This window comes from Streptomyces sp. NPDC001502 (genome assembly GCF_042894785.1).
GTDB classification, from domain to species: domain Bacteria; phylum Actinomycetota; class Actinomycetes; order Streptomycetales; family Streptomycetaceae; genus Streptomyces; species Streptomyces kutzneri.
This window is the reverse complement of record NZ_JBIAVW010000031.1, coordinates 31,498-45,522: the sequence shown is the minus strand read 5'-3', so window position 1 is coordinate 45,522 and position 14,025 is coordinate 31,498. Positions and strand designations below refer to the sequence as shown.

Genomic DNA, 14,025 nt, shown 5'->3' with positions numbered 1-14,025 from the left:
AACTCGCCCTGCTCCACCCGCGATCCGAGGAATGCGCGTTGACGAAGCCAAGTTCCCCTCCTCCCACAGTGCTCGTGATCAGCCTCGGCGGCACCATCACGATGACCCCCACCACCGCGGAGGGCGCGGCGCAACCCACGCTGAGCGCGGAGGACCTGCTCGCGGCCGTGCCGCAACTGGCCGACACCGGCATCGTCGTCAAGACTCAGTCGTTCACGACCAAGCCGGGCGCCTCCCTGACCTTCGACGAGATCGAGGAGCTCGCCGGCCAGCTGCGGGCCATGGACGGCCAGAGCACCTTCGACGGCTTCGTCGTGGCCCAGGGGACCGACACCTTGGAGGAGACGTCCTACCTGCTGAGCCTGCTGTACGCGGGCGAGACGCCTCTGATCGTCACGGGCGCGATGCGCGCCCCCTACCTGGCCGGAGCCGACGGACCGGCCAACCTGCTCGCCTCTGTCACCGTCGCGGCAAGCCCTCTGGCTCGCGGCCTTGGCGTCCTGGTCGTCTTCAACGACCAGGTCTTCGACGCCGCGAGGGTCCGCAAGACCCACAGCACCAGCACGAACGCGTTCACCGCACCCGACACCGGCCCCCTGGGCACCGTGGCCGAAGGCCGCCTGCGGCTCCTTGCGATCCCCGCGCACAAACCCCTCCCCCTCTCCGCAGCGATGACCCGCCCGGCCCGCGTCGGCGTATACCCCGCGTCCCTCGGTGACGACGGCACGCTGCTGGCGCCGCTCCTCGAACAGGTCGACGGCATGGTCATCGCCGCCTTCGGAGTCGGTCACGTGCCCGCGACCTGGGTCCCCATCCTCCAGGAGGCCGCTCAGCGGATCCCGGTCGTCCTCGCCTCCCGCACCGGTGCCGGCACGACCCTCACACACGCGTACGGATTCGACGGCTCGGAGAAGGACCTGTTGGAGCGGGGTCTGATCGGGGCCGGGCACCTTGACCCGTACAAGGCCCGTCTTCTGCTGACGGTCCTGCTGCGCAGCGGCGCCGACCGCGACTCGATCCTCGCCAGCTTCGCACCCGCCGGGACGACCGCGGAGGGACGCGGCTGATGCGGCACACAGAACTGACGATGGGGCGCAGCTTCGCGCTGGCCTTCGATGACGGCGACGACTTCGTCGCGGAGCTGACCGGCTTCTGCGCGGAGATGGGGATCCGGCAGGCGATCATCCCGATGTTCCTGGGCGGGTTCCGGCAGGTGACGCTGGTGGGGACGAACGGCCCGCTGGAGGACCCGGAAGCTCCTGTGTGGGAGCAGACGGTCCTGCACACGGTGGAGGCTGTCGGCTCCGCCACCCTCGCCTGGAGCCCGGAGAACGACGTCCTCGCCCCGCACATCCATGTCGCGGTCGGGCGTAAGGACCTCGCCGCCGCGGGGAGCGTGTCTCATCTGCTGCGGGCGGAGGTGCAGTTCATCCAGGAGATGTTCCTTCAGGAGGTCCTCTCCCCCCGGATGCTGCGACCGCTGTGCGGACCGCACGCCGTCCCGACCCTGTCCTTCGCCCCGCTCCCCGAGACCGGGCCCCTGTGACGCCGCCCGGCCCCGCCAGGACTTCCGTGAAGCCGGGCGTGCCACCGTGCGCCGGTGACGTTCAGCACCCATCAGGAGCGAGACCATGAAGGCCTGCGACAACACCTCGGTCGGCGTCGTCATCACCGACCTCCAGGGCCGCTACCTGATGTTCGACCGCGCCACCTTCCCGGCCGGCACGGCACCGGCCGCCGGCCACATCGACGACCACGGGAGTGCCGAGGACGCGGGCCGCGCCGAGGTCGAGGAAGAACTCGGCCTCACCGTCACCGGCCTCACCCGCGTCACCGGCTGCTGGCGGGACAACCGATGCCGCCGCCTTCCCGGCGCACGCGGCACCGGCCACGACTGGACCATCTACCACGCCACCGTCACCGGCGACCTCACCCCGAGCGCCCGCGAGACGAAGAACGTCCGCTGGATCGCTCCCGGCGCCCTGCAGGAGCTGACAGACCGCACGGTCGCCTACGCGCAGGGACGCGTGACGGACGCCGAGTTCGAGGCTGCGCCCGGCATCGAGCCGGTGTGGATGCAGTGGCTCGCCAACATCGCCGCGATCCACGTCAGCCCCGACGAGCTGCTTCAGGTGGAGCGGCTCACCAGATGATCGCCGCCCCGCCCTCCTGACCCTCCGCGGCCGCCTCCGCGGCCGCCTCCGCGGCCGCCTCCGCGGCCGCCTCCGCGGCCGCCTCCGCCTCCGCCTCCGCTCTCCGGGCGCGGCGGCCGCGCCCTCGGCCGGCCCTGGGTGCCCTGCTGCTCCAGCAGGCCCGGGCAGTCGAGTTCGCTGTCCGGGCCTGCGGGTTGCGTGAGTACGCCGGCCATGAGGGTCATGGACTCAGTGAAGAGTGTCGTACAGGGCCGCCTCAAGGGCAGGCAGCTGCTCCAGCAGCGTCAGAGCGGCCTCGTGCCGTGCCCGCGCGTAGGACTCGAGTGCGGCATCGACGAGGTGGGGTCGTTCCACGGGTGCCGACAGCGGAAAGGTCGAGCAGAGCATGGCTGCACAGCCGACGCGAAGCGAGGACAGGAGGTCGTCTGCGGGTGCCGTGGGGTTGGCGTCTTGATAGGCGAGGGCGAGGTCCGTGTAGCCCTTGAGCCACCTCTCGACGCCGTTGGACTGGAAGCTCTTGGGGTCACAGCCAAGGCGCATGATTTCCCAGGCGAGGTAATCGGGTGTGGGTGGTCCGAAGTCCACGATCGCGGCGACGTCGTCGTTCTTCAGCAGGACGTTGGGGCCGGCCAGGTCTCCGTGCATGACCTGGACCGTCAGCGGTGGAAGTGAAGCGAGGATGCGCTCGACGTCCCCCAGGACGGCGTGTCGCTCACGCGCCGCCCGCAGAGCCCAAGTCTCGAACTCCCCAAGCCTGGGCCTGTGCTGGTACGCGAGAATCAGCCTGTCGAAGCGGCTACGGGCGGTAGCTACGTCGCACACCGCGGCACCAGGTTCCAGGGTGGGTGCGGCGGCGGGGTGAGTGGCGAGTCGACTGTGGAGACGGCCCATCGCTGCGCCGACTGCTGCCCACCGTGCACCGGTCAGGGTGCCCTCGGCAGTCTCGGTGTGCGGCACGTACGACCATAGGGAAATCGGCAGGCGGCCGTGGGTCGCGATGAGTTCGTGCTCGCGCGTGCGGGTCGCCCGCGCGGTGGCAACGCCCCCGTCGGCGGCGTACTCGGACAGCTCGACCGACGCCAGCTCCAGATCCAAGCTACTTCGAGTGCGATAGACCTTGACGAAGTACCGACGGCCTGTCTGGTCGACGATGGCGTAGTTGTCCGTCGCGGTGCCCTCCGGGATCCGCGTGATTTCTGCCGGGTGCAGTCCGTACCCGAGCACCAGCGTGTCGGCGACCGCCATGATCTGCTCCTGCTCGCCGGGTGTGGAAGGCGCGGCGACAGTCTCGGTGGGGCTGCCGAGGCAGGGCTGGTGAGATGCGGTGGACATGGTCTCCTCGTCGAAGCGCACAGCGATCGTGGTCAGTGAGCGGGCGGCAGATGGTCAGGTCCACCAGGGCGCAGGCGCGGGGTCCCGGTGAGGCGTTCGGCCTGGCGGGCGATGTGTGGGGTGAGCGTTGGGAGAACTGGGGCCGGCTCCCGTTCGGCTACGACGTTGGACTTCTGGGGGCCTACTCCCTGACTGCGCCCTCGACTGCTGCCCGCATCCACCACGAGTTCAGCCGCTACCTCGACGCGGTGGCCGGCCGGGCCGGGGAACCGGCCGCGCTCGGCCGGCAGCTGCAGGCATGCAGCAGAGGTGATCGCCGGCGGACAACCCTCCGTCAATGCGGTCATCTGATTGCGTTTCCCTCGTTCGGGTGATGTCAGTACCCGAGCCCGACCCGGCACCGCCACCAGCTGCCGGCAGGGGGCCGGCCGACCAAGCCGACACCGCGGCGGGATGCCGCGTGAATCGCCTGATCGAGGCGGTGGACGCGGTAAGAGACGCCGGCTCTTCGTGGCGAGGGCAACCAGTTCGGCATCGCACTGGCGGGGCGTAGGGCCGACCGGCGGGCGCCGCGGCACCGGGTAGGGATGCTCGTCGCATAGAGTGCGGGCGCGCAGGCGTGCACGTGGTTCGCCGTGAGGCGATCTTGGACGCCTTCGTACTCGTCTCCGCAGGCATCCCTCGGGCAGCACCACCAGGAGGAACAGTGTCATCCCCGCAAGTGATCACCCCCGCGGACAAGCTCGCCGAGGCGAAGACGCAGCTGAACTTCCCGCGTATCGTCGCGATCTGCGGCTCCACCCGTTTCATGGCCGAGATGGCCGAGGCCGATCTGCGGGAGACTATGGCCGGGAGGATCGTCGTCAAGCCGGGCTGCGACCTGAAGTCGCCGCACCAGCTCTGGTCCGATCCTGTCGAGGCCGAGGCGCTGAAGGTTCGGCTCGACGAGCTGCACCGGTCGAAGATCCTGCTCGCTGATGAGGTGCTCGTGGTCGGTGACTACATCGGAGACAGCACCAGGTCCGAGATCGCCTACGCCCGGTCGCTGGGCAGGCCCGTGCGGTTCACGCACCCCGAAGTCGACCCCGACGCCTGAGGGCTCGCCCCCGCACCCTCCGCCGGCACCCCGTCGGAGTTGATCGTCTGGCGGGTGGCGTGGTGGTGAGAGTGGGCTCAAGGAGCTGCGGAGCGCATCGCGGCCGTGATGGCGGCGGCGAGCTGCTGCTGGTGGTTCGTCAGGTAGAAGTGGTCGCCGTCGTACCTCCCGAGTCCGCGGAAGTGCGTCGTGAACGCTCGCCAGGCAAGGAGACGGTCCTCGCCGATCAGCTTGTCGTGCACGCCCGCGAATACCGACAGCGGAACGGGCAGCGGCTCGGGGCTGAGGGGCGGAGCCCAGGTGTCCACGAGTTTGAGGTCGCTGCGGAACACCGGGGCGAACTTGTGCCAGACGTCGTCGTTGTCGAGGAGCTGCGGTGGGCTGCCGCCGCCGCTCCGCAGCCACGCGCGCAGTTCGTCGTCGGCCATCAGGTGAGGGCTGCTGTCGGCGTCAGCGTCGGCTTCGCCCTGCGGGGCGCCGTAGGCGGACACCCCCAGCCAGGTGGGGAGCGGTTCCCCCTGGCGCAGGAGTCGGCGAGTGAGCTGGTAGGCGATCAGTGCGCCCATGCTGTGGCCGAAGAACCCGAAGGGCCGGTCGAGCAGCGGTGCGATAGCGGTGTAGAAGTAGTCGACCAGCCGGTCGCAGTCGTCGATCAGCGGCAGGGCCTGCAGGGTGCCCCGGCCGGGGGCCTCCAGGAGGCACAGTTCCCAGTCCTCGGGAAAGTGCTCCGCCCAGCCCCGGTAGAGCAGGTGTGAACCGCCGGCGTGGTGGAGCAGGAACAGGCGCGCCGCTGGGTCGCTCACCGGCCTAGGACGGATGAGCGGGGAAGCCGGCGTCTCGCCGCTGAGCTTCGAGGCGAGGAAGGCGTGCAGCTCCGTGAGCGTGGTGGCGCCACTGGCGGCCACGGCGTTCTCCGGGACGCCGTACGCGCTCTCCACGCGGGTCGAGATCTCCAGCATCAGCAGCGAGTCGATGTCGAGCTCGTGGGCGAAGTGCGCCCCGTCGGTGACCTCCTCGGGCTCGGTCTCCAGTACGCCGGCTATCAGGGCGCGGAGATCCTCGATGGTCACGCTCGTCGTGGTCATGGGTGTTGTCCTCGTTCCTGCGTGTATGGGCGAGTGGCCGGCGACGGGGTCAGCAGCAGGGCGGCCGTCGCGTCGTGGCGAGGCCCTCCGGCCGTGGCGAGGACGTTCCCGGTGGCGCCGCCCTCCAGATGGGCAGCCGCAGCAGCGCACTGCAGGACGCCGAGCGCCCCGGACAGCGGGCCCAGCTGGGATTCCAGGTCGATCCGGCGCGTGGCTGCGAGCAGATGGCCCTCCCCGGCGCCCGCGGCGCCCGCCTCGTCCGCGAGCCACAGCCCGACGGGTTCCGCCTCGGTGACGCCGGCGAAGACCAGTGCCGCGGCGAGGTTCCGGGCCCGTGCATAGCCGGTGATCGTGGCGCGGGGCCGTGCGCCGCGGGAGGCGGCTGCGTCCGCGGGTTCCAGTACGACCGCGACCGCCGCGTCGGTGGACTGCTCGCCGAGGACCTTCGTCACCACGTCGTTGGCTGGTTCGACGCCGACGACGACGGCGGCTTCGGCGCGCCCGACCACGATGAGGTTCCGGGCCCAGGCCAGGGCGTCCAGTCCGCTTGTGACGCCGTTGCAGACGGTGAGGTTGGGGCCGCGCAGCCTGTAGCGGATGGCCACCCAGCCGGCGATGACGTTGCTTGACGTCTGGGGCAGGTCCAGGGGGCTGAGGCCCATGACGCCTGCTGTGGCGATGGTGTCGGTGGCTCCGCAGACGCTGTCCGCGTTGCCCAGGTTGGTGCTGACCACGACGGCGGTCGAGTCAGCCGCGCCCGTGAACTCGGTGTCGGCGTCGGTCAGACCCGCGTCCCGGAGGGCGAACTCGGCCGCGCGCAGGGCCAGCCGGGAGGCACGGTCCTTGTGGCGCAGTTCGCGTCCGCTGAGTCCGGTGGCCGGGTCGAAGCCGCCCTCCCCCGGCAGGGGTCCGAGGAGGTCGGCGTAAGTCGCGACTCCGGGGAGCGCCAGTCCGATGCCCGTGACGACGACCTCCCGGGCGCTCGGGTTCCTCATGTGCGCGGTGCTCGTCGAATTCATCGGGCTGCCTCCACAATCGCGACGGCGTTGATCCCTCCGAAGCCGAACGCGTCGATCTGAGCGATGGCCAGGTCGCCGACTGCGGGGGAGCCCTGCACCAGGCCCAGTCCTGCGGCCTCGGAGATCGGATCGGCGAGTCCCAGGACCGGGGGTACCGTCCCTTCCTTCATGGCGAGCACCGCCATGACGAGGCTGAGCAGTCCCGAGCCGCCCATGGTGTGGCCGGTCATCGCCTTGATGGCGGTCATCCGCGGACCGGGTCCGGCGCCCTGGAAGATGCGGCTCAGGACGCTCGACTCCGTCTGGTCGTTGCGGGGGGTGCCGCTGCCGTGCAGCATCACCAGGTCGATGTCCTGCGCCCGCACCCCTGCTCTGCTGTAGGCGTCCCGCACGGCGCGGGTGATGCCGTCGGGGTCGGGCGCGGTGGCGTGGTGGGCGTCGCAGTTCATGGACACGCCGCGCACCCGGGCGTGGACGGGCCCGTTCCCGGTGCCGGCGCGCTGGACGACGACGGCCGCCGCGCCCTCCCCCATCAGCATGCCCTTGTGGGTGGCGTCGAAGGGGCGCAGCGCGTCGGGGAGGCCGTTCTGCACCCGGTCGAGCGTGCCGAAGCCGCTCTCGGTGGCGGCGTCGGTGCCCGCGACGACGACCGTGTCGGCCAGGCCGAGGTCGATCACGTCGGTGGCCATGCCGAGCGCGTACAGCGAGGCTGAGCAGGCGTTGGCGAAGGTGTACGTGGCGGACGCCCCGAAGGCCGCCTGCAAGGCGGTGCCGAAGTGCATGTCCTCGAGAGCGACTTCCGCGTCGTCGCGCCACCACAGTTCGAGGCTGCGCTGCTCGCGCATGGTCGTCCCGACCAGCACGGGCACCTGGGCCAGGTCCTGGCCCAGGCCTGCGTCGGCGGCCGCCTGGCGGACGACCGTGGTGAGCCAGCGGGTGGCGCGCCGCGGTATGTCGCCACCCTCGGGCCGGTCGTCGATCTCGTAGGCGTGGGCCGCCCTGTACTTGTCCGGGTCGAACGCCTGCAGGGGCGTGCGGCTCTCCTGGCCCGCGCACAGCGCGGCGAAGATCTCCCGGGGGCTGGCGCCGACGTTGGCGATGGCCGCCATACCCGTAATGTCCCAGGTCACGGTCGGGTGGCCGCCTTCCTCAGCTCGAAGGCGGCCACCTTGCCGGTCGACGTGGTCGGGAGCTCGTCGAGGAACTCCAGACGGGCGGGCCGCTTGTAGGCGGCGAGACCGCCACGGATCGCGGCGGTCACCGCGCGCCGCACCACGGCCTCGTCGGATCCCGGCCGGGCCACCAGGTACGCCACGGCCTGCTCCAGGCCGTCGGCGTCGCGGCCGCCGACCACCACGCAGTCCTGGACCCCTTCGACACCGCGGACGACGCTCTCGATCTCGCTGGGCACCACCTTGTAGCCGCCCAGGTTGAGCACGTCATCGGCGCGGCACAGATGGGTGAACGTGCCGTCCGGCGCACGGCGCACCACGTCGCCGGTGTAGGCGCCGCCGCCGGCGAAGGTGACCGCTGCGGCCTCCGGCCGGCCGATGTAGCCCAGGGCGACGGTCGGGCCGGCGATGTGCAGCCTGCCCTCCTCCCCATCGGCGACGGGCGTGCCGTCCGCGGCGCGGACGGTCACGGTGATCCCGGGCACCGGGACCCCGAAGGTCCCCGGACGGTCCTCCCCCGGTGGCGTGCCGACGACGATGTAGAGGACCTCGGTCGCGCCGAGGCCATTGAGCAGCTCGGCCTGGAAGGCCGTGCGGATCCGCTCGCTGAGCGGACCGGGCAGGTTCTCGCCCGCCGCCACGCACAGCCGCACGGAGTCGGGGGCGAGCGCCAGCCCAGCGTTCAGCAGCGCCGCGTACAGCCGGGGGACGGAGAAAAGCACGGTGGGCCGGTGGTGCTGCAGCGCGGCGGCGAGTGAGTGAACGTCGACCGTGCCGCGGATGAGCGCGACGCGGGAGCCGGCCGCCAGAGGGCACAGGAGGGAGCTGCCGAAGCCATAACCGAAGGACATCCGGGCGCTGGACAGCACGGTGTCCTCGGGCGTCAGCGCCAGCACCGTGCCGATGCCGTCGGCCATGGCCGCGATCGCACCCGCCGAGTGCCGCACGCCCTTGGGCATGCCGGTGCTTCCCGAGGTGTACTGCACCAGCGCCTCACGCCCCGCACTCCACGCGGCCGCAGGGCCGGCCTCCTCCGGGCGCCGTGCGGGGCCGGCCTCGGCCGTCGCCAGGCCGGCGCGGACGTCCGCGCCGGCAAACCGGGGTGTCGTCGCGAACAGCTCCTCCAGGGCGCGCTGCCGCATGGGAGCTGTGTCCAGGTGCACCACCGCGGCGGCGCAGTCTGCGGCGACGTAGCGGACTTCGTCGTCCGTGAGCACCGGGCTGATCACCACGGGGACGCAGCCGTGCCACCACAGGCCCAGGACGGCGACCACGGTCGCCACGGAATCATCGGCGACCAGGAGGCCGCGGGCGCCCTCGGGAATGCCCGCTGCACTGAGGGCGCCCGCGTACCCGCGTGCTGCCTCCAGGAGGCCCGCGTAGGTGATCTCCCCGGCCTCGGGGTCGAGGTAGCTGGCCCTTTCGCCCAGGCCTGCCGAGACATGACCCGCCACCAGGACGTCGATCAGGTCGACCCCCTGGTGGCCCGTCGCCCGCCCGCCGAGCACGGCCACCGCGGCGTCCAGGCTGGTGAGGGCTGCCGCCTCCTCCGCGGACAGGGCTCCGAACTGGCGCTCGATCGCGACCACGATCTCGACCTTCTCCAAGGAGCTCATGCCGAGTTCCTCGTAGAACAGGGCACCGGACTCGATTGCTGCCTCTTCCACCTCAAGGACAGACGCCACGATCGCTCGCAGCCTGTCGGGCACTATGTCGATGGGTTCCACCGGCGAGGGTCCTTTCCGAATCTTCGAAGCCGAGAAGCGGGATCTGGGTGGACAGAGAGGATGAGTCGGAGGCCTGCACCCGGAGCCGCTCCGTTCGCCGAACCCCCCGATTCGATCCAGTCGGGGAAGCGGGAACGGGGTGTGTTCCTGCAGCCCTCAACGGGTGTGCTCAGGAACCGAGGCCCACCTCACAGGGGAACAGGACAGACACGCCCTGGGGCTCCTCCGTGAAGATGACCCTCTTGGAAAGCGCGGACATGAATCCGAGCTCGAAGATGGTGCCTTTTCCGACGCGACCGCCGGGGTTGCATACGACAACAGCGTCGGCTTGCCGAAACGCGTCCATGTGCACGTACTTGTGCCGCCATGTGTCGCGGTGGTTCTTCAGCAGGTCCTGGTAGTCGAAGAGGATGAAGTCGGTGCCCTCGGTTTCCGGCTTGATCCTGGTGCTGCGAGGGCTGAGCACGACGGTGCCGCTCCCGCGCAGCCGGGCGATGGTGTCCTCGATGTGCCCCAGGGAACTCTGGAAGCTTCCGCAGACGACGGCCGTCCGGAACTCCCGCCGGGTCAGGCCTTCCACCATGTCGTTCGAACCGCACGCGGCCATGCCCGTGTCCAGGTAGAACCGCTCCAGCTCGGCCCCGACGATGTTGAAGTAGAGGCCGGTGTCGACGTAGACGCTGTTGACCAGCGTGTCCGCTTCCGGCTGCGGGAGCTGCTGGAAGACCCCCGTGGCGTGCACTCGCGTGCTCTTGTTGTCAACGACCTCGGTGAACTCCTTGAGCCCGGCGCAGAACTCGCCGACGCTGTCCGCCACCGCATCGCCGGCGAGGCCGGCTCCGAACGGGAGCCGCTCCCTTTTGAGCAGGTCCAGCTCGCCGCCCTGGAAGCGGTACACGCTCACTCGTTCCGAGTCGAAGTGGACCAGGACCCTGCCTTCTGCCACCACTGTGCTGTTCTCCTTCTTCACGATCCGGCACGTTGGGAGCCCTCGGCCTTGGGGGAATCACCGAGAGGTGCGCTGCGAAGGGCGCCACGGCTAATCGCCTTCTCCACGCAGAGCACTGAGGTATTTTTCGGCGAATTCTTCCTTTCTTCCCCCGTTGTATTGCGTGATGAAGCGCGGGTGCTCCAAGGGCACGATCTTTTGAAAAAAGCGCTGACCCTCGTTCGCCTTCGAGAGGAACGAGAAGTTCTCGCCGCTGCCGATGCAGTAGCACACCGAGGCGTCGATTCCGAATTCCAGCTGGCGCTCCAGGGCTTTCACGAGGAAAGATTGCAGGATTTCCAGCAGTTTCTTGTTCTCATAGTAGTTGCAATTGATCTCCCTTCCCTGGGGGCTCGTTCTCACCAGGCCGAGAGGGCAGACAAAGCTCATGACGAAGGCGGCATAGAACGTTTCGCGGCCCCCGTAGCGCCTGATGACGTCGTGCAGGAATCCGGCGGAGGGCCGGCTCACCGCATAGCCTTCGACATCGACTCCCGTTTCGCTTTCGAGGAGCTTGCCGTCCTCGAACGGGACCCCGGTGACGGCCGTTCCCCGTCGCGCGGGCGAGCTCCCCAGCACCAGGCGGCGCGGCCTGTCGTCGTCGTAGTACTTACGGTAGAACGCAGTCGTCACCTCGTGGACGCGCTCCTTCTGGGGGCCGCTGAACGGGTTGATGACCGCGAATCCGGGCGGCAGTTCAAGCGTCGTCTCCGCGAGTTCCTCGTTGAACTGCAGGATCCGATCGGCAACGGTCGTTTGCCCGTTCAATGCAGAAGTCCTTCCTTCACGCTGGTCACTCCAGGGCGACCGGTCGCCCCTGCTGTCGGCGCCCCAGCCTTCCCGCGGAACTGGTGGGGCGTCGCGACCGCGGCCGGCCAGAGGGCGGTGGCAACGTTAGGCAGCGACCGCCGACAGGTAAATCTCGGTACTTGTTGGAAACATTCGGACATCTTTGAATCCAACGGCGTCGAGCTCCGCGCCAATCAAATTGGCGGTGTCCATCCCGCGGTAGAGGTCGACGAATTCAGTGCCGGGAATAATCAGTCCCGGCACGACGCAGCCCCGCTGAGTATACAGAAATCCGTTGGCCACGGAGACGATAATCACAGCACCGGGCTTCAGTACTCTGTGCGCCTCTGAGGCTGCTGCGGACGTGTCGAAGAATGACGAGTTGTACGTCCTCAATGAGGCATACAGATCAAAACTGTTCTCCGGCAGGGCGGACAGGTCTTCGGCGCTGGAGACGACGGTTCTCGACGAGGGAATGCGTCCACTTATGCTTGCAAGCCCGCTTTCTGCGATGTCGGCAAAGGTGATCTGCGGGCAGTCTGAAAACAAGGCTGCTGCTTCGTGGCCGGCGCCCACGCCGACGTTGAGGATGTTGACGGCGGACAGAGACCGTGTGGACGACCTCCTGTAGACCGACATGAAGTCGTCGACCCACCTCACGTTGGCGGCACGAGCGTCGTACGCGTAGTCATAGGTGCCGTACTTCACATTGAACGCTTCGGCCAGTGCGTCGCCTACGGCGCGATCAGCCTCTTTGTACTCGATCCCGTACCTCTGGCAGATGAGAGAGGCGAGGGCAACCCTCCCCCTGTTCGCGTTGACGTCACTCCTGGACAGCGCTAACCCCATCGACCTCAGCCCAGTGGACACGGCTTCGCTGATGCGATGCGTGGAGTAGTGGGGGTTGCACTCGATGCTTTGCTCGCTCGCCGCGTAGAGGTCTCGGTTCTGCTCCAGGATCTCGCACTGCAAACCGTCGGGGAAGCGGAGTACATGTCCTCGCTCAGTGGCGGGATCGCCATCGAGGTAACTCGTCAGCGCGGGGTCCGGCAGACCGATGTACACCCTGTCGATCCGCACTCCCGTCAAGAGCTCGGCCAGCTCGAACGACCCGGCCGCCGACAGGGTGTTGATCGTCAGATAGACGCTGTGCGCGCTGGATATTCCGAGTTCTTGAACCCTGCGTCGCAGAACGCGGAACCAGGATGCGCCGTGCACTTCGCCCTCGAAGGCGGAGCAGATCAACTGGCCGTGTTCAGAAACGAGCGCAGCGCCGACCCGCCGACCTGGCTGCGACGCCCCTAGTGCGACGCCAATGGCGTACTTCATCCAGTGGGTGCTGTCTGGGCTCATGTAGGCCTTCATTTCTCACCTTACGCGGCACGCACGGGGCGTCATCGCTTCTCAGGGACGTGGGCAGACCGGTCCGGTCCGGGGATACACGGCACGGACGCCGCCCCTGAGCGGAACTGGCCGACCTCCACCAGCTCAGCGCGCAAGGCCGCGTACGCCGCGTCGACGAACTCGTAGTCCTGTGCGCTCAGCCCGGTCCGGAAGCCCTGGTAGTTCACGGCCACCTGGTGTGAACTGGTGAACCCGGCCAGAACGATCGAGTCCGGGCAGCGCATGAGGCAGTAGTGGAGGGCGACCCGGGCGAGGTCGTGCGGGGTGGACCCGAACCGGTCCCGCAAGGGCTGCAGGCCTCGCTGGACGGCCTCCAGAACCAGCACCGTGATGCGGGAGCGGACGTCGCCGGGGCCGAAGGCCGTTCCCGGAAGGTGCTTGCCGGTGAGCAGGCCCAGGCCCAGCGGCTCGGTGATCATGGTGGTGACGCCGTGGCGACGGGCGAAGCCGAAGATGTCCTCGTCCTCTTCGCTGTCGGCGGGCCCGTGTTCAGGTAGTGGCTGGCTGAGGGGGCTGAAGGGGGTGGTGATGACCTTGGGGTCGAACTGCTGGACGAGGAACGCGAATCGGGCCGCGCTTACCTGGTGGCGGTCGCCCGAGGTCTCGGCACCTGCCGCCAGCCGGTTCGGCGCCCTCATCCCGAGCGCCTTGACCCTGCCAAGGCTACGCAGGGCCTCCAGCGTCTCCCGTGCCTCTTGGAGGTACTGGTCGCGTGGGCCGAAGTCGGTGTGGTGCAGTGTCAGGACATCCAGCGATTCCACGCCGAGGTTCTCGAGGCTCTGCTCCACTTGCCCGTGCAGGTTGAGGGAGCGGTAGGCGTGGATGCTGGTGCCCCTGAAGGCCCCGACCGTGCTGGTGATGCTGATGCTTTCGCGGGGCACCTGGGCAAGCATGCGGCCCAGCAGCCTTTGGGAGTTCCCGAGACCGTAGACGTCCGCGGTGTCGAAGACAGTTGCTCCTTCTTCGCGGGCTCGCAGGAGGGCATCAACGGCGCAGTCGTCGTCCACAGGGGCCCATCCCACGGCGTGGCCCAGGTTGGTTGCCGGTCCCCCGATGGGCCGGCAACCGACGCCGAGAGGGTGCTCGTCCCATCCGGCGACCAGGCGTCGCCGGGGCAGGTGTGAAGCGGTCACGACGGGGCTCGCTCTCATCGCGAAGGACAGGGCGCCGGCTCGGCTCGCCGTGGTGCAGCAAGCGATGAGGCAGTCGTCCCGGGAATCTGGAGAGAAGTGGGGCGGAGCGCGGCTCTTCAGCCCTGCT

The 14,025-nt window shown here is 69.1% G+C and carries 13 protein-coding genes; 4 read left to right on the top strand and 9 right to left on the bottom strand.

Annotated features, from left to right (window positions below; all coding sequences use genetic code 11):
- Positions 1-68: 68 nt before the first annotated feature.
- From ACFY0D_RS36050 to ACFY0D_RS36040, 3 genes are all read left to right on the top strand, one after another.
- Positions 69-1,067 carry an asparaginase gene (locus ACFY0D_RS36050; RefSeq protein WP_390802122.1) on the top strand — a complete coding sequence of 333 codons (999 nt, stop codon included), beginning with the start codon at positions 69-71 and terminating at the stop codon, positions 1,065-1,067.
- Complete coding sequence (locus tag ACFY0D_RS36045; protein WP_390802121.1) at positions 1,067-1,546, top strand: PPC domain-containing DNA-binding protein; 480 nt, start codon at positions 1,067-1,069, stop codon at positions 1,544-1,546. The genes ACFY0D_RS36050 and ACFY0D_RS36045 overlap by 1 nt, the downstream gene beginning before the upstream one ends.
- Before the next feature lie 85 nt (positions 1,547-1,631).
- Complete coding sequence (locus tag ACFY0D_RS36040) at positions 1,632-2,153, top strand: NUDIX hydrolase (protein ID WP_389811029.1); 522 nt, start codon at positions 1,632-1,634, stop codon at positions 2,151-2,153.
- Positions 2,154-2,381: 228 nt separating this feature from the next.
- Here the strand turns inward: ACFY0D_RS36040 and ACFY0D_RS36035 are convergent, their stop codons facing one another.
- Positions 2,382-3,506, bottom strand: a complete 1,125-nt coding sequence (locus ACFY0D_RS36035) for a phosphotransferase enzyme family protein (RefSeq protein ID WP_390802120.1) — start codon at positions 3,504-3,506, stop codon at positions 2,382-2,384.
- A gap of 685 nt (positions 3,507-4,191) precedes the next feature.
- Between ACFY0D_RS36035 and ACFY0D_RS36030 the strand changes: the two genes are divergently transcribed.
- The gene (locus ACFY0D_RS36030) at positions 4,192-4,581 is read left to right on the top strand and encodes a hypothetical protein (protein WP_390802119.1); all 390 of its coding nucleotides are present in this window, start codon (positions 4,192-4,194) and stop codon (positions 4,579-4,581) included.
- A gap of 77 nt (positions 4,582-4,658) precedes the next feature.
- Here ACFY0D_RS36030 and ACFY0D_RS36025 read toward each other — a convergent pair whose 3' ends face one another.
- From ACFY0D_RS36025 to ACFY0D_RS35990, 8 genes are all read right to left on the bottom strand, one after another.
- Positions 4,659-5,666 carry a thioesterase domain-containing protein gene (locus ACFY0D_RS36025; protein WP_390802118.1) on the bottom strand — a complete coding sequence of 336 codons (1,008 nt, stop codon included), beginning with the start codon at positions 5,664-5,666 and terminating at the stop codon, positions 4,659-4,661.
- Positions 5,663-6,685, bottom strand: a complete 1,023-nt coding sequence (locus tag ACFY0D_RS36020; RefSeq protein ID WP_390802117.1) for a beta-ketoacyl synthase N-terminal-like domain-containing protein — start codon at positions 6,683-6,685, stop codon at positions 5,663-5,665. The genes ACFY0D_RS36025 and ACFY0D_RS36020 overlap by 4 nt, the downstream gene beginning before the upstream one ends.
- A complete protein-coding gene (locus tag ACFY0D_RS36015) occupies positions 6,682-7,815 on the bottom strand; it encodes a beta-ketoacyl synthase N-terminal-like domain-containing protein (RefSeq protein ID WP_390802116.1) in 1,134 nt (377 codons plus the stop codon). The genes ACFY0D_RS36020 and ACFY0D_RS36015 overlap by 4 nt, the downstream gene beginning before the upstream one ends.
- Positions 7,812-9,566 carry an AMP-binding protein gene (locus tag ACFY0D_RS36010; protein WP_390802170.1) on the bottom strand — a complete coding sequence of 585 codons (1,755 nt, stop codon included), beginning with the start codon at positions 9,564-9,566 and terminating at the stop codon, positions 7,812-7,814. The genes ACFY0D_RS36015 and ACFY0D_RS36010 overlap by 4 nt, the downstream gene beginning before the upstream one ends.
- A 187-nt stretch (positions 9,567-9,753) precedes the next feature.
- The gene (locus ACFY0D_RS36005; RefSeq protein WP_390802115.1) at positions 9,754-10,530 is read right to left on the bottom strand and encodes a hypothetical protein; all 777 of its coding nucleotides are present in this window, start codon (positions 10,528-10,530) and stop codon (positions 9,754-9,756) included.
- A 93-nt stretch (positions 10,531-10,623) separates the two neighbouring features.
- Entirely contained in the window at positions 10,624-11,340 is a 717-nt protein-coding gene (locus ACFY0D_RS36000) for a uracil-DNA glycosylase family protein (RefSeq protein WP_390802114.1), read from the bottom strand.
- Between the two features lie 126 nt (positions 11,341-11,466).
- Complete coding sequence (locus ACFY0D_RS35995; protein ID WP_390802113.1) at positions 11,467-12,726, bottom strand: class I SAM-dependent methyltransferase; 1,260 nt, start codon at positions 12,724-12,726, stop codon at positions 11,467-11,469.
- A 29-nt stretch (positions 12,727-12,755) separates the two neighbouring features.
- Positions 12,756-13,916, bottom strand: coding sequence for an aldo/keto reductase (locus tag ACFY0D_RS35990; RefSeq protein ID WP_390802112.1), 1,161 nt, complete (start codon positions 13,914-13,916; stop codon positions 12,756-12,758).
- Positions 13,917-14,025: the final 109 nt, after the last annotated feature.